This is a genomic window from Roseobacter sp. SK209-2-6, from assembly GCF_000169455.1.
Lineage (GTDB): Bacteria > Pseudomonadota > Alphaproteobacteria > Rhodobacterales > Rhodobacteraceae > Pseudophaeobacter.
Genome location: NZ_AAYC01000011.1, coordinates 68,334 through 85,194, shown reverse-complemented (window position 1 = coordinate 85,194; position 16,861 = coordinate 68,334). Strand labels below are relative to the sequence as shown.

The following is a 16,861-nucleotide window of genomic DNA, read 5'->3' as shown; positions in this document are numbered from 1 at the left end:
CCCAATTAGTTAACAACTCGACAACTGCAGCCTAGGATTGTTTCACCGTTAATTCATGCATTTAAAAAAGGGATTTTTCGGCTAATTAGGTTTCATTTTGATCCTGCATATATCCTTTTGGATGATTCAGATATTTTCAAATAATTTAAAATTTTAACCTTTCCGGAAATCTCTCTCTGTGCATTTTGACCGATTCGCGAAGCATTTTCTTGAACCGTGTCACCTTTTCTGACCCCTCTTCAGAGCGAGATGCCTGGCTAAACCGCTGAACAGCTGCAGGCAGAACAACCTCAAACAAATTTCGGTGCCGTAAATTTTTTTGTCATCCAAATGTGGAAATTGAAACAGAGCCAAGGATATGAAATATCAATCTCATGCAGATGGCAGCGATAGAAACCTTTCTTCAAATTATCGAACACGGCGGCTTTCACGCAGCCGCGCGCCAGTTGAATCTTCCACAGACAACTGTGAGCGCCCGTATTCGCACCCTGGAAGATGCGCTCTCAAACAAGCTTTTTGAACGCGGCGCCTCTGGCAGCACTTTGACGCGATTTGGTGAAGAGTTCCGTCCCTTCGCCCAGGAGATGGTCAGCCTTTGGAAAATCGCAGCAACTGAATTGCCTGATCGCATGACTTCCCGCCTTTCGCTCCGGGTTGGCGCGCAACTCAGCATCTGGGACCCGCTGCTGGTGGATCTTGCCATCGCGTTAGAGCAAGGTTTTGGCAAGCTGGTTTTTGCGCTGAATTTTGATCACACGCTGGATATGGGCGAAGCGGTCGGCAACCATATCCTGGATCTGGCCCTCAGCCATGAAAAATCAGGCGATCCACGGGTTTCACATCAGCAGCTTGCCCCAGAACTCCTACTTCCTGTTGCGACCCCTCCTGAAAGCGGCCGGGCAGAGGATCAGCTGTTCATCAATCTCGACTTGGGTGAGCATTACAGAAACGCAGTACAACAGCGCATTCCACAGCAAACAGGCCAGAACTTGTTTCTCGGCAATTGCCTCATGGCTTTGCGGTATATGCTCAAACGTGGTGGTCAAGGGCTCTTTCCACGATACCTGGTTGACCCCCACCTGGAAGAGGGCCGCCTGATCCTTCTGCCTCAATCCGAGCCACTCTCCCTGCCCTGCTATCTGATCAGCAGGAAAGACAGCCCCGCCCGGGAGCAACACCAGCAAGTGGCATCCTGTCTGTCTGATCTGCGCTCTGTTTCTGAATAGCGGCGCATTCTCATAGAGAGTGTCAGCGGGGAAGTGCGCAGGAGCAAACCGGAATTCCGTTTTTCCGCACGGAACACCCCAAGCATGATCTTTTTCTCTGCCAGCCTGCTGAAACTTTGACGCCATTAGTCGCCTAACCGGGCTACATTGATTGCCAATGCAAACCTTCGATTGACGAGCGTAAAACATGGATGAGTTGCACCAGCGTTTGACCCAGATGCGTCAGGCCTTTCACCAGGACCCGGAGCTGGGCTTTGACGAGCACCGCACCAAAGCGAAGGTCGCCCGGCATCTGCGCGGCCTGGGTCTTGAGGTGCATGACGAAGGCTGCGGCGTGATCGGCCTTTTGCGGGCGGGCAGCGGCAATCGCGCTATCGGCCTGCGCGCCGATATGGATGCGCTGCCGATCACTGAGGCCAGCAGCCACGGCTATGTCTCGCAAAATCCCGGCGTCATGCATGCCTGCGGCCATGACGGCCATATGACCATGCTCCTGGGGGCGGCAGAGAAGCTTGCCGCCGATCCCGGCTTTGACGGCACCGTGGTCTTTATCTTTCAGCCCAATGAGGAGCACGGCCTCGGCGCCAAGGCGATGATTGCTGAGGGCGTGCTGGAACGTTTCCCGATGGAAGAGGTCTTTGCCATCCACAATCTGCCCGGAGCACCGCTGGGTCAGGTCTCCACCCGGCCGGGGCTGATCTGCTCCAGCGAGAGCCTGTTTGAGATCACTATTCATGGCCAGGGCGGGCATGCCTCGATGCCGCAGGTCGGGGTGGATGCCATCACCGTGGGCGCGGAGCTGGTGCTGGCGCTGCAAACAATCGTCTCGCGCAAACTGGCACCCGGTGCCGGAGCGGTTGTCTCGGTGACAGAGTTCCTCACCGACGGGCAGCGCAATGTTCTGCCCGGCACCGCAACGCTGAAAGGCGACGTGCGCGCCCGTGCGCCGGAAGACCGTGAGGCCGTCGAGCGCTTCATGCGCCAGATCGTGCAAGGCGTAGCCGCCACCCATGGCATTTCGGCAGACATGACATTCAACACCGAATTCATCGAGACCATCAACGCCCCAGAGCCCACCGCTGCGGTGGCCGCCACGGCGCGCGGCATGGATCTCGACACCATCAGCAACCGCACACCGATGAGCTTCTCCGAGGATTTCGCCCATTTCTGCGCTGCGGTTCCGGGCTGCTTTATGCTTCTGGGCAATGGTGAGGAGGGCCCCCAAGGCCAGCCGTTGCATTCCGATGATTATGATTTCAACGACGCACTCCTGCCGATCGGCTCGGACCTCTGGGCCGCATTGGTGCGCAACCGCCTGCCCGCATAATCCGGCCCCACTCCCTGCGGGGCCTAATCGCATACCGCAAAAAACCGGGGCCGGTCTGGCCGGATCCCGCGCTTCAAACTCCAAAGGACCGTCCGATGTCAGATCTTCTGCCTGCTGCCAAACTGGGCCATATCGCCGCCACCCGCAAAGAGGGTGACGCCGCCTTCCGGGTCCTCTCAGTCGAGGATTTCGCCAATTCCCGCGCCGAGATCACCCAGTGGGAGGGCTATGCGCCCACGCCGCTGGTCTCTCTTTCGGCCCTCGCCGCCGCCATCGGCGTGGGTGAGATCCACTACAAACACGAAGGTCCACGCTTTGGCCTTGGCAGTTTCAAAGCGCTTGGCGGCTCTTACGCAGCACTGCGCGTGCTGCAGCGCCAGATCTCGGCCAAGCTGGGCCAGGAAGTCAGCCTCGAAGACATCCGCCTGGGCAAATACAAGGACGAGGCGGCCAAGATCACCCTGGTCTCTGCCACCGACGGCAACCATGGCCGCTCCCTCGCCTGGGGCTGCCAGCGCTTTGGCGCCCCCTGCCGGATCTATATCCACGCCGAGGTCAGCGAAGGCCGTGCCGAAGCCATGCGAGAGTTGGGCGCCGAGGTGATCCGCATCACTGGAGATTACGATGAATCCGTGGTGCTGGCCAAGACCGAGGCCGAAGAAAACGGCTGGTTCGTGGTCTCCGACACTTCCTGGGAGGGATACTCCGAACCGCCCCGCGACGTTATGGCCGGCTATGGCGTGATGACCAGCGAGATCTGCAACAGTCTTGGCACGCCCCCCAGCCATGTCTTCCTGCAGGGCGGCGTCGGCGGCTTGGCGGCGGGCGTCGTCGCGGGCCTGCGCCAGCACTGGGGCAAAGAAGGTCCACGCGTGGTCATCGTGGAGCCTGAATTGGCTGCCTGCCTCTTTGAGAGCGCGCGCAACGGCGAGGCCACCAATTTTGCCATCCAGGAAGAAACCCTGATGGCGGGCCTTTCCTGCGGCGAGCCCTCCGGCATGGCCTGGGAAGTGCTGAGCGAAGAGGCTGATGACTTCCTCACCATGCCCGAAAGCCTGGTGGCCCCGGCGGTGCGCCTGCTGGCCCGCCCACTGCCCGGCGATGAGGCCATTGAGGCCGGCGAAAGCGCCATTGCGGGCCTCGCCGCCCTGATCGCAGCGCGGCAGGACGCGGATCTCTCTGCCAAGCTGGGCCTGGACGCAAACTCCCGCGTTTTGCTCATCGGCTCTGAGGGTGTGACCGACCCGGCCATCTTCGCGCAGATCATGGAGGGTGCGGATGCGGCCTGACGCCCCTTCCCGCGGGTTTGAGACCGCGGAATTTGCGGCCCGCACCGAAAAGGCCCAGTCGCTGATGGCAGCGACTGGGCTCGACGGGATCCTGCTGCTCAGCGAGCCGGATGTGCGCTATTTCAGTGGTTTCCACACCCTGTTCTGGCAAAGCCCGACCCGGCCCTGGTTCCTGTTTCTGCCCGCCAGCGGCAAGCCCATTGCGGTGATCCCGGAAATCGGCGCGGCGCTGATGCGCCAGACCTGGGTCGAAGACATCCGAACCTGGAGCGCCCCCAACCCTGCCAATGACGGCATCTCGCTGCTGACGGAGCTGTTGTCGCCTCTGGCGGAACGCGGCGCCACACTGGGGATCATGAAGGGCCATGAGACCGGCTGGCGCATGCCGCTTGGCGATTGGGAGCGCCTGGTCTCGCAATTGCCCGGGTTGCAATTCGGCGATGCCACCGCTCTGGTGCAGGGCCTGCGCATGGTGAAATCCGAGGCCGAGGTCGCCAAGTTGCGCCATATCTGCGGCATAGGCTCCGCCACATTCGAGCGCGTGCCGGAATTTGTCTCGGCAGGCATGCCGCTGGAGGAGGTCTTTCGCGCCTACCGCCGCGAAGCGCTTTTGCAGGGTGCAGATGATGTGCCCTATCTGGTCGGCGGCGCCGATCAGGGCGGCTATGAGGATGTGATCTCCCCGCCCTCGCGCCGGCCCTTGCAGCAAGGGGATATCCTGATGCTGGACACGGGCTCTACTTGGGACGGCTATTTTTGCGATTTTGACCGCAACTGGGCCATAGGCACGCCGGACGATCTGTCCCGCCGCGCCTATGACACCCTCTGGCGCGCCACAGAAGCCGGGTTTGCCGCCGCGCGTCCCGGCAACAGCTGCAGCGGCCTCTTCCAGGCGATGCAGGGCGTCATTGCGGAGATGGATGATCAGGGCGGCGACATCGGGCGGCTGGGCCATGGCCTCGGCATGCAGCTGACCGAACAGCCCTCGCATGCAGCCTTTGACCAGACCGAGCTGAAAGAGGGCATGGTGCTGACGCTGGAGCCCTCTCTCGGTTACGGCCAGGGCCGCATCATGGTGCATGAGGAGAACATCGTGATCCGCGCTGACGGCGCCGAGATGCTGACCAAACGCGCCGCGCCGGAACTCCCGGTTCTGGGCTGATACCCTAATGACCGCAGACCGCCCCCTTCAAATGGCACCGAGAGCCTCGTTCTGAGAATCCGAAACGGTTTTCTTGACAGGCGCTGCCCGGCCTTTTGAAGGGGCAGCGCCTGACCTTGGGATCTCCTGCAAGCGTTGCTACTTACAGTGATGAGGCTCCAAATCGCCGCAATACTCACGCAGGGGTGACGAATTTGGTTGCCTGCACCCCCATTTGTGATCTTTATCACCCCATGGATGAAAAAGACCGCGAGATTCTGAAACTGCTGCAGAGCAATGCCCGGCTCACCGCCGATGCGCTGAGCGCCGAAGTCGGCCTTAGCCCGCCTGCGGTGCAAAAACGGCTGAAACGGCTGCGCGACACTGGCGTGGTCGAGCGCGAGATCGCAGTACTCTCTCCCACAAAACTGGGCCGCGAAATGACGCTGATTGTCGAAGTGGTGCTGGAACGCGAGAACTGCGGCCACCTGGAAACCTTCAAACGCCGCATGCGCGAGGCCCCGCAGGTGCAGCAATGCTACTACGCCACCGGCGAGGCGGATTTCATCCTCATCGTGGTGACCGGCGACATCAAGGAATATGAGGCCTTCACCCAGGAGTATCTCTTTGACGAATCCAACGTGGCGCGCTTCACCACCTCGGTGGTGATGGACCGGGTGAAGGTCTCGCTGGATATTATTTAGCAGTGGACGGGAACTGATCTTAACTACTCAGAATAGTCACAAAACGAAACCTGCACGTGCTCGTATTTTTCCCTAAGCCGCGAAACATCTGCATCTGGGACACGAATCCCATCTAACCAAATACTTTTGAGTGCGGGCAGCTTTTCTATCCTGGGCAAAACGCCCTCTGCTGTCAGTTCGGTTTGGTTATCGTAACCGCCAACCGACAGATACTCCAAATTCGGCAGCTCAGAGAGCATCTCAAGATCCTTTTCCTCGATTCTGAGCGCCCAGATATCAAGTTCTCTCAATTGCTTCATGGCGCAGACGCGCTTTAGCCCACTGCTCGTCACCCTAGTGCCCTGAATGAACAGCCTTTGGATACTGCCAGAATGAGAAAGTGTTTCTGCCAATCCGTCATCCAGATTTGACGCCCCCAGATCCAAGCTTTCGAGAGAGTCCATCTCGAGAAGTGCTGAAACAGCACGAGTAGAAAGCCCGGAGTTTTCTGCGCGCAGAGATTTCAATCCCGTCAGCCTTGCAATCTGTTGCAAATCTCCACTTGTGGCCCAACCCACCCCGACCGTGCTGAGCGAAGCCGGTAGCGGCATCCCCTGCAAGCCCCCATGGGTTCGAAGATTGAGAACATGGAGTTCTTCCAGACCCCGTACCGACATGAGTTCCCGGAACGCCGCCTTTGTAACATCGCACCAGAGCTCAACCTCCTGAATGGAGGGCCATGTGCAGAGTTCTCGCGCCTTTTTGATATCAAAAAGGCACCCTCGCCCGGCATGAAACTGACGAATTGCCCCACGAGGCCTTAACCCTCGCAGGTCTTTTCTTGTTAGTCTTCCTTCAAGCGAAATTGTTTCGCCGACGGCGTTCTCATCACTCATGTTTAGCCTATGGTTAGTTTTCAATACTCACAGACACCGAACTATCCTGAATTCGCAGAACAACCCAAACCCAGACAAAAAGCTGGGTCACACCCGCGCCACGTGCGGGCGCATTCGTACCTGCTCAAGGGCAGGCGCGGCCCTCTGCCATGAAACAAAAGAAGGCGGCCCCCCAAGAGGGACCGCCCTTGTTCTTACAGCGTATCCAGCGCGCCTTAGCCGCCAAAGTCGTCCAGCATGATGTCTTCGCGGTCGACGCCCAGATCCAGCAGCATGTTGATCACCGACTGGTTCATGATCGGCGGGCCGCACATGTAGAACTCGCAGTCCTCGGGCGCCGGGTGGTTCTTCAGGTATTCTTCGAACAGAACATTGTGGATAAAGCCGGTGTAGCCTTTCCAGTCGTCCTCTGGCATCGCGTCCGACAGGGCCACGTGCCATTCAAAGTTGTCGAACTCTTCCGCCAGCTGGTCGAAGTCCTCGACAAAGAACATCTCTTTCTTCGAACGCGCGCCGTACCAGAAGGAGATCTTGCGGTCGCGGTTCTGCAAGCGCTTGAGCTGGTCGAAGATATGGCTGCGCATCGGCGCCATGCCGGCGCCGCCGCCGATAAAGACCATCTCTTTCTGGGTGTCGCGGGCAAAGAACTCACCGAAGGGACCGGAGATCGTCACCTTGTCGCCGGGCTTCAGGTTGAAGATGTAGCTCGACATCTGACCGGCCGGGATCCCCTCAGAGCCCGGAGGCGGCGAGGCGACGCGGACGTTGAGCATGATCATGCCCTTTTCATCCGGGTAGTTGGCCATGGAATAGGCACGCTCGACCGGCTCGGTGACAGTGGAGGTAAACTGCCACAGATTGAAGCGGTCCCAGTCCTCGCGGTACTGCTCTTCGATGTCGAAATCGGTGTACTTCAGCGCATGCGCAGGGGCTTCGATCTGGATATAGCCGCCGGCGCGGAAGTTCACATCCTCGCCTTCGGGCAGATCCAGAACCAGCGCCTTGATGAAAGTGGCAACGTTTTCGTTGGAACGCACGGTGCATTCCCACTTTTTGACGCCGAACACTTCTTCCGGCACTTCAACGTCCATATCCTGCTTTACCGCCACCTGACAGGAGAGCCGGTCGCCGCAGGAGGCTTCACGCTTGGTGATATGGCTTTCCTCGGTGGGCAGGATCGACCCACCACCGGAATGCACCTTGACCCGGCATTGCGCACAGGTACCGCCACCGCCGCAGGCTGAAGGCACAAAGAGCTTCTCTGCCGCCAGGGTCTGCAGCAGTTTGCCGCCGGCAGGGACCGAGATGGTCTTCTCACCGTTGATGGTGATGTTCACATTGCCGGTGGAGACCAGTTTTGAACGCGCCGCGATGATGATCGTGACCAGGGCCAGAACGATCAGGGTAAAGAGCAGGATGCCCAGAGCAAAAGTTGTCATCAGTTCCGCCCTCCCCTTACAGCTTCACGCCGCTGAAAGACATGAAGGCCATAGCCATCAATCCAGCGGTGATGAAGGTGATGCCGAGGCCCTGCAACCCATCGGGGATGTCCGAGTACTTCAGCTTCTCGCGCACGCCCGCCATGGCGGTGATCGCCAGCGCCCAGCCAAAGCCGGAGGAGACGCCGTAGGTGACACTTTCGGCAAAGCCATAGTCGCGTTCCACCATGAAGAGCGAGCCGCCGAGGATGGCGCAGTTCACGGTGATGAGGGGCAGGAAGATCCCCAGCGCGTTGTAGAGCGGCGGGAAGTATTTATCCAAGACCATCTCAAGGATCTGCACCAGCGCCGCGATGACGCCGATGTAGGAGATCAGGCCGAGGAAGGTGAGATCAACCTCACCGAAGCCCGCCCAGGCCAGGGCGCCCGGCGCCAGCAGGTAGGTCAGGATCAGGTTGTTGGCGGGCACGGTGATCGACTGCACGATCATCACCGAGATGCCAAGACCGATCGCGGTCGAGATCTTCTTGGAGACGGCGATGAAGGTACACATGCCGAGGAAGAAGGAGAGGGCCAGGTTCTCAACAAAGATCGCCTTGACCGCAAGGGACAGCAGCGCTTCCATCAATGGGCCTCAACTGTTTGAATTTTATGTTCACGCTCTTCGACCTGTTCCGGTTTCCAGGTGCGGAAACCCCAGATCAGAAGACCGATGATGAAGAAGGCCGAGGGCGGCAGCAACAGCATGCCGTTTGGCACATACCAGCCGCCGTTGTTCACGGTCTCCAGGATTGTGACCCCAAAGAGGCTGCCAGAGCCGAAAAGCTCGCGGAAGAAACCGACCAGCATCAGGATCAGACCATAGCCCAGCCCGTTGCCGATGCCATCGATGAAAGAAGCCATAGGCGGGTTCTTCATGGCAAAGGCTTCGGCGCGGCCCATTACGATACAGTTGGTGATGATCAACCCGACAAAGACCGAGAGCGTCTTGGAGATCTCAAAGGCATAGGCTTTCAGCACCTGATCCACCAGGATCACCAAGGAGGCGATGATCACCATCTGCACGATGATCCGGATGGAACTGGGGATCTGATTGCGCAGGATCGAGATGAACATCGACGAGAACGCCGTCACCAAGGTCACCGCGATGGTCATCACCAGCGCCACTTTCAGCGAGGAGGTCACCGCCAGGGCGGAACAGATGCCCAGCACCTGCAATGTGATCGGGTTGTTGTCGACCAATGGGTCGAGCAGCATTTCCCTGCGTGTCTGGGCCATCAGAAATCTCCTGCTTTGAGATTGGCGAGGAAGGGCGCATAGCCGGTTTCACCCATCCAGAAGCGCACCAGGTTATCGACACCAACCGAGGTCAGCGTTGCACCGGACAGCGCATCGACGTGGAAATCGGCACCCGCCGCCGGGGCGGTCTTGGCCACGGTGATCTGCAGATCACCGTTTTCGTCGGTCAGACGCTTGCCACTCCAGAGCGCTTTCCAGCGCGGGTTGTCCACCTCAGCACCGAGGCCGGGAGTTTCTGCATGGCTGTAGAACTGCAGACCGAAGATGTCATTGCCGTTTTCCTCAACCGCGATAAAGCCATAGAGCGTCGACCACAGGCCGTAGCCATGCAACGGCAGGATCACCTTGTCGATCTCGCCTGCGTCATCCTTCAGAAGGTAGACGGTCATGAACTTGGACTGGCGCCCGATCGAAGCCGGGTCTTCTTCCAGCGCGATGGAGGTCGCCGGATCATCGGCGGATGCGCGGTCGTCAAAGGTCGCCGCGTCGAACTGGTCGGTGAAGCGGCCGGTGGCCAGCTCCAGCACGCGCGGTTCAAACGAGGCGGCGAAAGCCTCGGTGATGTCAACGCCGGGCTCATAAAGGCCCGCGACCTGCAGGATGTTGACCTGCTTATCCTTCAGCTTGTTGATCTCCTGCGTCGGACGCAGGGCAACAGCAGCTGCCGAAACAATCATCGAGGCGCAGAGGCACAGGGCGATGGCGACAAAGAGGGTCTTGCCGGTGGAATCCGGAGAGGCTTCGAGGAAGCGCTGGATTGCACCCTTGTTTTGAGCTTCAGACATGGCGCTTCGCTCTCCGTTTGATATTGGCCTGCACGACGAAGTAGTCGATCAGCGGCGCAAAGACGTTGCCGAACAGGATGGCGAGCATCATGCCTTCGGGGAAGGCCGGGTTGATCACCCGGATCATCACCACCATGAAGCCGATGAGCGCGCCGTAGATATAGCGGCCCATATTGGTGTGGCTGGCGGAAACCGGTTCGGTGACCATAAAGACCATGCCAAAGGCAAAACCGCCGGTGACCAGATGCCAGTACCAAGGCATCGCAAACATCGGGTTGCTGTCAGACCCGATAGCATTGAGCAGCAGCGAGAAGCCCACCATGCCCGCCATGCAGCCGACGATCAGGCGCCAGTTGGCGATCTTGGTGATCAGAAGGAAGGCCAGGCCGATGAGGCAGGCCAGGGTCGAGGTCTCCCCGAAGGAGCCCTGAATGGTGCCGATGAAAGCGTTCATCCAGGTAACGCCATTGGCCGCCAGCTGATCAAAGCCCTGCGAAGCGGAAACCGACAGCGCGGTCGCGCCAGAGAAACCGTCAACAGGCGTCCAGATGGTGTCGCCGGACATATAGGCCGGATAGGCAAAATAGAGAAAGGCACGGCCGGTGAGGGCCGGGTTCAGGAAGTTTTTGCCGGTGCCGCCAAAAACCTCTTTGCCGATGACCACGCCAAAGGAGATGCCCAGAGCCACCTGCCAGAGCGGGATGCTCACCGGCACGATCAGCGCATAGAGCATCGAGGTCACCAGGAAGCCTTCGTTGACCTCATGGCCGCGCACGGTGGCAAAGAGCACTTCCCAGATGCCGCCCACCACCAGCGTGGTGATATAGATCGGCAGGAAGTACAAAAGCCCGTGCACCATATTGCCAATCGGGTTCTGGGGATCAAAACCGATGCCGAGGAACTCGATGATTGCGGCACGCCAGCCCGAGGCCCCATAGGTGCCGATGGCGGTATTGACCTGCAGGCCAGTGTTATAGAGACCCATCAGGATACAGGGGATCGTGGCGATGACCACATAGGTCATGATCCGCTTCATATCCACATAGGAGCGCGCATGCGGCGCCGCGGTGGTGACCGTCTTCGGGGTGTAGAGGAAGCTTTCCACCATCTCATAGACGGGGAAGAGCTTCTCCCACCTGCCGCCCTTGGTAAAGTTCGGCTCGATGCGGTCGAAGAAATTACGCAGACCCAAGGCTTATCCCTCCTTCTCGATCTTCGTGAGGCTGTCGCGGAGGGCGAGACCATATTCATATTTTGCGGGACAGGCGAAACCGACGAGGCCCAGGTCCTCTTCGTCCAGCTCCAGTGCACCAAGCGCCTGCGCCTGATCGGTGTCCATCACCAGCAAAGCGCGCAGCAGCTGTGTCGGCAGGAAGTCCTGCGGCATCAGCTCTTCAAAGGTGCCGGTTGGCACCATGGCACGGCGGCCGCCGTTCAGGTTCGAGGTCAGCGCATAGAGTTTCTTGGAAAACAAGGACCCTAGCACCGGCTGCACAGCATATTTGCTGGCCATGGGGCGAATCCAGCCCATGGGGATCTGCTTCTGGTCTTCCTCGATCACGGTCACCTGACGGGCGTAGCGTCCCAGATAACCATCAGCACCTTCACCGGCACGTCCCGACAGGATCGAGCCGGAGATCATCCGCGCTGGCACCGAAGTATCGATCCCGCCGACGGTCAGATCCGCCATCGATGCACCCTGAATGGTGCGCAGCAGGCGTGGCTGGCCAACCAGCGGACCGGAGAGGGCAATCACACGCTCGGAGTTGATCTTGCCGGTGAGCAGCAGGTGCCCAATGGCGATCACATCCTGATAGCCGATGCTCCAAACGGTCTTGGCCGCGGTGGGGGGTTCCAGGAAATGCATATGGGTGCCAGCCAGGCCTGCGGGGTGCGGGCCTTCAAAACTGGCGGCTTCGACGCCGGGCAGATCGGCGCCGGGCAGGGCCTCGCCTGCGCCCTGGCAAAGATAGGTCTTGCCCTCACTCAGCATCGCCACGGCCTTGAGGCCAGCCGCGAAGGCCTCTTTCTGCTCCTTGATGATCAGAGCAGCATCTGCGGCAAGCGGCTCGGACTCTATCGCGGTTACAAAAAGAGCCGCAGGGCGGCTTTCAGGGTCGGGCACCTTGGAATAGGGCCGGGTAAGGAAAGAGGTCCAGAGGCCAGCAGCGCACAAGCGCTCTGCCAGGCCTTCAGCGGTGGTGACATCACCAACGGCGCTAAAGTCTACCGGCTCTGCGGCAGCGGGATCGACTTCGATCTCGACGCTGATCAGAACCCGGCGCGCACCGCGGTTCACCGCCTTGACGCGGCCGGCCACCGGAGAGACCACCTGCGCTGCGGCGGTATCCTTATTGGCAAAGACCGGGGTACCGGCGGCGACAACATCGCCTTCCTGCACCGCAAGGCGGGGTTTAAGACCCAGGTAATCGCTGCCCAAGAGGGCAACGGTCCTGACTGCTGGACCTTCGTGAACTTCCTGGGCCGGAGCCCCTTCTACCGGAAGCTCGAGTCCTTTTCGTAGCTTGTAATGCCGCAACGGTTTCTCTTCTTCTCTGCTGCCGGTTCAGCGCCGGCATGTCCTGGCCGAAATTTCGGATTCGGCCTGCAAATAGTCTGATATGGTCCAAGTTCCCACCGGAAAAATCAAAATGTTTCCTATAGTGTCATTGGAGGCCTAGATTGACAGGGCCGCGAATAGCGTACAATAGAAGGGCGATTCAAGAGTAGGTGGACAGATGGCCCGGCTTCTTATTGTCGCTCTCGCGCTTTTTACTGCAGCATGCAAATCCGACCCGGTCACTTTGACCTTCAGCGGTGAGACTATGGGCACGACCTATAACATCACTGCGCTGGATAAGAGTGCTGATATTGATGCAGATGCGTTGGAAGTTGCCATTCAGGCACAGCTTAGCGACGTCAACAAAAAGATGTCCAATTGGGACCCCAATTCAGAGGTCTCGCGCTTCAATTCAGACAGTTCCACGGAACCAGTTGAAGTCTCTACGGAATTCGCCGAAGTGATGACTGCGGCCAATGAGATCCACGACAAGAGCAATGGGCTTTTTGACGTGACCCTGGGCCCGCTGATCGAGATCTGGGGCTTTGGTGCCCGCAATTCCGAAAGCCCAATCCCCTCGGATGAAGCCATCGCCTCAGCCCTGGAAGTGGTGGGCCAAAAGAAGGTCCTGACCCTCACCAGCAATCCGGACACGCTGCAAAAGAGCCTGCCGGAGACCTCTATCTACCTGGCCGCCATCGCCAAGGGCTACGGGGTGGATCAAGTTGCCGCAGTGCTGCGTGACGCGGGGATCAGTGATTACATGGTTGAGATCGGTGGCGACCTTGTCACATCCGGCCAGAGTCCAAGTGGCGAAAAATGGCGCATCGGCATCGAGCGCCCGGATGCGGTCAGCAAGACTGTTGAGGAAATAGTTGCGCTCTCTGGCCTCGGCATGGCCACCTCCGGCGACTATCGCAACTATTTTGAAGAAGACGGCGTGCGCTATTCCCACATCATTGATGCGGGTACCGGCCGCCCGATCACCCACGGCACCGCCTCTGTCACAGTTCTGGCCAAGGATGCGATGATGGCCGATGGCTGGGCCACGGCATTGTTGGTTCTGGGTCAGGAACGCGGCATGAAGATCGCCGAAGAAGAAGGCCTCGCGGTTTTGTTCATTGCGCGCAACCCCGAAACAGCCGAAATCGGTTTTGAAACCACCGTCAGCTCGCAGTTCGAGAAACTGCAGGCCAGTAAGTAAAGGCAGTCGCTCATGTCCACCTTTCTCCTCGCTTTTGGCCTTTTGGCACTTGTGATGCTAGGCATGTCACTGGGTGTTCTCTTGATGGGCAAAACCATCAAGGGCAGCTGCGGCGGGCTCAACGCCATTTCTGGCGCCGACAAATGTGTAGTCTGCAGCAAGGACATAGACCCCGACAGCCCGCTGCGCGACAAGCTGCAGTGCAAACGCGCGCGCAAAATGCTGGAACAGATGGAAGCCGAAGGCAACAAAGAGGCCTAGGGCCCCTCATTGTCCTCGGCAAGTCGAAAGCACTTACAATTCGTTGCGAAACCGGCCTTCGGCCTGCGCCTTGCCGGTCGGCCCCAGGCCTGACGCCGGGCCGCCCGGGCGCCGCGCCACCGGCTCAGCCCACCTCCAGCGGCACAAAGGCCAGCAGCAAAAGGCTAATGGCGGCGATCAGTCCAAAGAACCAAAGTTGCCAACGCGGCCCCTCTTCTTTCCAGACCCGCCGGTAACGCGTGCCTGCCAGCACCGCCGTCACAATCAAAATTGTAGCAGAAAAAGGCGACAGTATGAGGTCGTCAAAAAGCAAGGTCTTTCCCCAAAGGCATTTTCTCGTCTAAGCTCAATGACACAGTACTGGGTCAATAGACAACAGGAGAGCATTTGAGCATGCCAAGTTCGTTTCAGGCACCAAAACGTGGCGACAAGGCCAAAGAGACCACTCACAGCCAGTCCCTGATCAGCAATACTGCACAAGAGAACGCTACGGTCAGGAAACTGATTGATCACAAAGGTCGCAGCGTATTTTCGATCACGCCCGACGACACTCTCAGCACCGCCGTAAAGGTTCTGGCTGACAAGCATATCGGCGCCCTACTGGTAACTGATGCGGATGGCGCCCTTGTTGGCATCCTCTCGGAGCGCGACATCGTACGTAAACTGGCCGCGACTCCCGGTCAAACTCTGCCGCAGACTGTTGCCGAGAACATGACCAAGAATGTTCAGACCTGCAGCTTGGACGATCAATTGGTTGATGTCCTGAAAACCATGACCGATGGGCGCTTCCGCCATATTCCGGTGCTTGAGGATGGCAAGCTATGTGGCATGCTGACCATTGGCGATGTGGTGAACTACCGCCTGCTTGAGCTGGAATATGAGGCGATGCAGCTGAAACAGATGATAGTCGGCTAAACCCGCACTTTGCTGATTGGTACTCTAAGGGCCCGCGCTAACCGGGCCCTTTTTTGTTTTGTTGCCTTCTGAAGTTGCAGCGCTGAATACCCGTTCTCGCGGATCACTCTTCAGCCATGACCGGAAAGCGGCGACCGGTGATGTGCAGAAGCTCCTGCAGTGCTGCCACCAGGGCCGGGCCATGACTGTCGGCGATGCGTTTGTCGTCCAGATCCTGCGCACGCGCGCCAGAGAAAAAGACCACCGGCTCACCAAATTCAGATGGCCGATAGGGAGCAGCAATCGCATTGATCGACAGGTTATAGCGCTGGTCGCCCTGCACAAAAGCATAGCCATCATTTAACAGTTTGGCCTGATTGCGCTTGCGAGCCTCTTCATAGCGCTGGCGTTCTTCATCCGCCACCCCTGCCATCTGCTTTTGCAACTCACTGCGGCTGAGCGCCCCCAGGAAAGCTGCCCCACTAGAAGAGGTGAGAAGCGGCATCCGATAGCCAACATCCAGCCAGGTGGTTGTGGAGTTCTTTGGCCGCCAGGTTTTGACAATCAGCATCCTGTCGTCATCCTGGATGGCGACCCCCAGCAGGGTCATGGTCTCATCTGCAAGCCTCTGCATGATCGGCGCGGCGGTTTCGACAAAGCCAAAAGAGGCTCCGGCGATATTGCCAAGCGCCAGCGCCGCCGGGCCGAGCCGGTATTTCTCGTGGTGGCGGCCATGGGTCAGATAGCCCAGGGCGCATAGGGTGAAGGTCAGCCGTGACACGGTGGAGCGCGGCAGCCCGGTGCGCTCCGAGAGCTCCAGATTGCCCAGCCCGTCGTCATTGGGCCCAAAGGCCCGCAGAACGCTCAACCCCCGCGCCAGCGTATTGGCGAATCGCTTGTCGTCTTTCAGATCTCGCATGATACCGCGGGCCTTCTAGTGGTCTCGAATTCCATTATATAGAATTTTGACCCTGCGGAAAGTGCTATCTCCGGCCTCAAGGTATAGGAACGTGCAGAAACACACAGGCTATTTTGCGCGCGCAGTTAGTTGATACCCCGGCGCTGCAATGGCCCGCACACGGGTGATCGGCGCGCTATCGCTCCAGGTGGTACGCTCCATCACAAAGAGGGCCTCTCCCGCCTCGGTCTCCAGCAGCTCCGCCTCCTGCGGGGTTGCCTTTTTGGCCAAGAACCGCACCTCGCAGTCGCTGTAGGGGCGGTTGAGGATCAGCCATTCATTCGCGCTTTCGCGGGTCAGATCCACATCCAGGATTTCCGGAACGGTCTCCTGGCTGATCCAGCGATCCTCATAGATATAGGGGCGGTTGCCGGCCAGATGCAGCGCCCGCACATGCAGCATCTCAGGTTGATCCTGCAGCCCAAAAGAGGCGGCGGCGCTTCGCGAAATCTGCTCAATGCCCTGCGAGACCAAGAAATAGCCATAGTCCTGGCCCAGAGCCTCGACCTCCAGCCGGGTAATGGGAATGTCAAAGGTGGTGCGGGTCACCGGATGCGCCGCCACGGTGGTGCCACCCTTGCGGCGGCGTACCACGGTGCCTGTCGCTGCCAGCTCTTGCATGGCACGCTGCACCGTCGTGCGGGCACAGCCAAACTCCTGCGCAAGCTCCTGATCATTGGGCAGTTTGTCCCCCGGCAGAACCTCACGCGCCTGCACGCGGCGTTTGATCTCATCCCGGATGCTGGTCCAACTGCTGCGCGTGCTCACCTGATGTTTCTCCCCTGCCCGCAGGCCCTATAGCCGTCATCCGCACAAAAGCCAAACTCTGGTGCCTAGTACCAGTCCCCCGCCCCCGGATCTGGCCGATTGACAAATTATTATGTCCATGCTTAAAAATC

General features: G+C 59.0%; 18 protein-coding genes. 8 read left to right on the top strand and 10 right to left on the bottom strand.

Annotated elements, in window-relative coordinates; all coding sequences use genetic code 11:
* The first annotated feature begins 374 nt into the window (after positions 1–374).
* From RSK20926_RS16270 to RSK20926_RS16250, 5 genes are all read left to right on the top strand, one after another.
* Positions 375–1,226 (top strand): LysR family transcriptional regulator, encoded by an 852-nt coding sequence (locus RSK20926_RS16270; protein ID WP_008208357.1) that lies wholly within the window; start codon positions 375–377, stop codon positions 1,224–1,226.
* Positions 1,227–1,413: 187 nt separating this feature from the next.
* Positions 1,414–2,553: an amidohydrolase gene (locus RSK20926_RS16265; protein WP_008208355.1), complete on the top strand. Its 1,140-nt coding sequence runs from the start codon at positions 1,414–1,416 to the stop codon at positions 2,551–2,553.
* A gap of 95 nt (positions 2,554–2,648) precedes the next feature.
* Positions 2,649–3,842 (top strand): diaminopropionate ammonia-lyase, encoded by a 1,194-nt coding sequence (locus RSK20926_RS16260; protein ID WP_008208354.1) that lies wholly within the window; start codon positions 2,649–2,651, stop codon positions 3,840–3,842.
* Positions 3,832–5,004: a M24 family metallopeptidase gene (locus tag RSK20926_RS16255; RefSeq protein WP_008208353.1), complete on the top strand. Its 1,173-nt coding sequence runs from the start codon at positions 3,832–3,834 to the stop codon at positions 5,002–5,004. The genes RSK20926_RS16260 and RSK20926_RS16255 overlap by 11 nt, the downstream gene beginning before the upstream one ends.
* A gap of 233 nt (positions 5,005–5,237) precedes the next feature.
* Positions 5,238–5,687, top strand: a complete 450-nt coding sequence (locus RSK20926_RS16250) for an Lrp/AsnC family transcriptional regulator (protein WP_008208352.1) — start codon at positions 5,238–5,240, stop codon at positions 5,685–5,687.
* A 23-nt stretch (positions 5,688–5,710) separates the two neighbouring features.
* Here RSK20926_RS16250 and RSK20926_RS16245 read toward each other — a convergent pair whose 3' ends face one another.
* The 7 genes from RSK20926_RS16245 to RSK20926_RS16215 form a co-directional block, all read right to left on the bottom strand.
* A complete protein-coding gene (locus RSK20926_RS16245) occupies positions 5,711–6,562 on the bottom strand; it encodes a hypothetical protein (protein WP_008208351.1) in 852 nt (283 codons plus the stop codon).
* 215 nt (positions 6,563–6,777) lie between these two features.
* On the bottom strand, positions 6,778–8,001 hold the full coding sequence (gene nqrF, locus RSK20926_RS16240; protein WP_008208350.1) for an NADH:ubiquinone reductase (Na(+)-transporting) subunit F: 1,224 nt from the start codon (positions 7,999–8,001) through the stop codon (positions 6,778–6,780).
* Positions 8,002–8,017: 16 nt separating this feature from the next.
* A complete protein-coding gene (nqrE, locus tag RSK20926_RS16235; RefSeq protein ID WP_008208349.1) occupies positions 8,018–8,626 on the bottom strand; it encodes an NADH:ubiquinone reductase (Na(+)-transporting) subunit E in 609 nt (202 codons plus the stop codon).
* Positions 8,626–9,279, bottom strand: coding sequence for an NADH:ubiquinone reductase (Na(+)-transporting) subunit D (locus tag RSK20926_RS16230; RefSeq protein WP_008208348.1), 654 nt, complete (start codon positions 9,277–9,279; stop codon positions 8,626–8,628). Before RSK20926_RS16230 ends, nqrE begins: the two co-directional genes overlap by 1 nt.
* Positions 9,279–10,085 carry a Na(+)-translocating NADH-quinone reductase subunit C gene (locus RSK20926_RS16225; RefSeq protein ID WP_008208347.1) on the bottom strand — a complete coding sequence of 269 codons (807 nt, stop codon included), beginning with the start codon at positions 10,083–10,085 and terminating at the stop codon, positions 9,279–9,281. The genes RSK20926_RS16230 and RSK20926_RS16225 overlap by 1 nt, the downstream gene beginning before the upstream one ends.
* A complete protein-coding gene (locus RSK20926_RS16220; RefSeq protein ID WP_008208345.1) occupies positions 10,078–11,277 on the bottom strand; it encodes an NADH:ubiquinone reductase (Na(+)-transporting) subunit B in 1,200 nt (399 codons plus the stop codon). Before RSK20926_RS16220 ends, RSK20926_RS16225 begins: the two co-directional genes overlap by 8 nt.
* A 3-nt stretch (positions 11,278–11,280) precedes the next feature.
* Complete coding sequence (locus RSK20926_RS16215; RefSeq protein WP_037255421.1) at positions 11,281–12,624, bottom strand: Na(+)-translocating NADH-quinone reductase subunit A; 1,344 nt, start codon at positions 12,622–12,624, stop codon at positions 11,281–11,283.
* 199 nt (positions 12,625–12,823) lie between these two features.
* Here RSK20926_RS16215 and RSK20926_RS16210 point away from each other — a divergent pair, with 199 nt between their 5' ends.
* Both RSK20926_RS16210 and nqrM read left to right on the top strand, forming a co-directional pair.
* Complete coding sequence (locus tag RSK20926_RS16210) at positions 12,824–13,849, top strand: FAD:protein FMN transferase (RefSeq protein WP_037255418.1); 1,026 nt, start codon at positions 12,824–12,826, stop codon at positions 13,847–13,849.
* Between the two features lie 12 nt (positions 13,850–13,861).
* Complete coding sequence (gene nqrM / locus RSK20926_RS16205; RefSeq protein WP_008208341.1) at positions 13,862–14,110, top strand: (Na+)-NQR maturation NqrM; 249 nt, start codon at positions 13,862–13,864, stop codon at positions 14,108–14,110.
* A 124-nt stretch (positions 14,111–14,234) separates the two neighbouring features.
* Here the strand turns inward: nqrM and RSK20926_RS16200 are convergent, their stop codons facing one another.
* Positions 14,235–14,423 (bottom strand): hypothetical protein, encoded by a 189-nt coding sequence (locus tag RSK20926_RS16200; protein WP_037255415.1) that lies wholly within the window; start codon positions 14,421–14,423, stop codon positions 14,235–14,237.
* A gap of 80 nt (positions 14,424–14,503) precedes the next feature.
* Between RSK20926_RS16200 and RSK20926_RS16195 the strand changes: the two genes are divergently transcribed.
* Positions 14,504–15,025: a CBS domain-containing protein gene (locus RSK20926_RS16195; protein ID WP_008208336.1), complete on the top strand. Its 522-nt coding sequence runs from the start codon at positions 14,504–14,506 to the stop codon at positions 15,023–15,025.
* 103 nt (positions 15,026–15,128) lie between these two features.
* On the opposite strand, the gene RSK20926_RS16190 is transcribed toward RSK20926_RS16195, so the two are convergent.
* Both RSK20926_RS16190 and RSK20926_RS16185 read right to left on the bottom strand, forming a co-directional pair.
* Complete coding sequence (locus tag RSK20926_RS16190) at positions 15,129–15,923, bottom strand: IclR family transcriptional regulator (RefSeq protein WP_008208335.1); 795 nt, start codon at positions 15,921–15,923, stop codon at positions 15,129–15,131.
* Between the two features lie 108 nt (positions 15,924–16,031).
* Positions 16,032–16,730: a GntR family transcriptional regulator gene (locus tag RSK20926_RS16185; protein ID WP_008208334.1), complete on the bottom strand. Its 699-nt coding sequence runs from the start codon at positions 16,728–16,730 to the stop codon at positions 16,032–16,034.
* Between the last annotated feature and the right edge of the window lie 131 nt (positions 16,731–16,861).

Coding starts and splice junctions, on each gene's coding strand:
- RSK20926_RS16270 (WP_008208357.1), top strand. CDS start 375: ATGCAGATGGCAGCGATAGAAACCTTTCTTCAAATTATCGAACACGGC.
- RSK20926_RS16265 (WP_008208355.1), top strand. CDS start 1,414: ATGGATGAGTTGCACCAGCGTTTGACCCAGATGCGTCAGGCCTTTCAC.
- RSK20926_RS16260 (WP_008208354.1), top strand. CDS start 2,649: ATGTCAGATCTTCTGCCTGCTGCCAAACTGGGCCATATCGCCGCCACC.
- RSK20926_RS16255 (WP_008208353.1), top strand. CDS start 3,832: ATGCGGCCTGACGCCCCTTCCCGCGGGTTTGAGACCGCGGAATTTGCG.
- RSK20926_RS16250 (WP_008208352.1), top strand. CDS start 5,238: ATGGATGAAAAAGACCGCGAGATTCTGAAACTGCTGCAGAGCAATGCC.
- RSK20926_RS16245 (WP_008208351.1), bottom strand. CDS start 6,562: ATGAGTGATGAGAACGCCGTCGGCGAAACAATTTCGCTTGAAGGAAGA.
- nqrF (WP_008208350.1), bottom strand. CDS start 8,001: ATGACAACTTTTGCTCTGGGCATCCTGCTCTTTACCCTGATCGTTCTG.
- nqrE (WP_008208349.1), bottom strand. CDS start 8,626: ATGGAAGCGCTGCTGTCCCTTGCGGTCAAGGCGATCTTTGTTGAGAAC.
- RSK20926_RS16230 (WP_008208348.1), bottom strand. CDS start 9,279: ATGGCCCAGACACGCAGGGAAATGCTGCTCGACCCATTGGTCGACAAC.
- RSK20926_RS16225 (WP_008208347.1), bottom strand. CDS start 10,085: ATGTCTGAAGCTCAAAACAAGGGTGCAATCCAGCGCTTCCTCGAAGCC.
- RSK20926_RS16210 (WP_037255418.1), top strand. CDS start 12,824: ATGGCCCGGCTTCTTATTGTCGCTCTCGCGCTTTTTACTGCAGCATGC.
- nqrM (WP_008208341.1), top strand. CDS start 13,862: ATGTCCACCTTTCTCCTCGCTTTTGGCCTTTTGGCACTTGTGATGCTA.
- RSK20926_RS16195 (WP_008208336.1), top strand. CDS start 14,504: ATGCCAAGTTCGTTTCAGGCACCAAAACGTGGCGACAAGGCCAAAGAG.
- RSK20926_RS16190 (WP_008208335.1), bottom strand. CDS start 15,923: ATGCGAGATCTGAAAGACGACAAGCGATTCGCCAATACGCTGGCGCGG.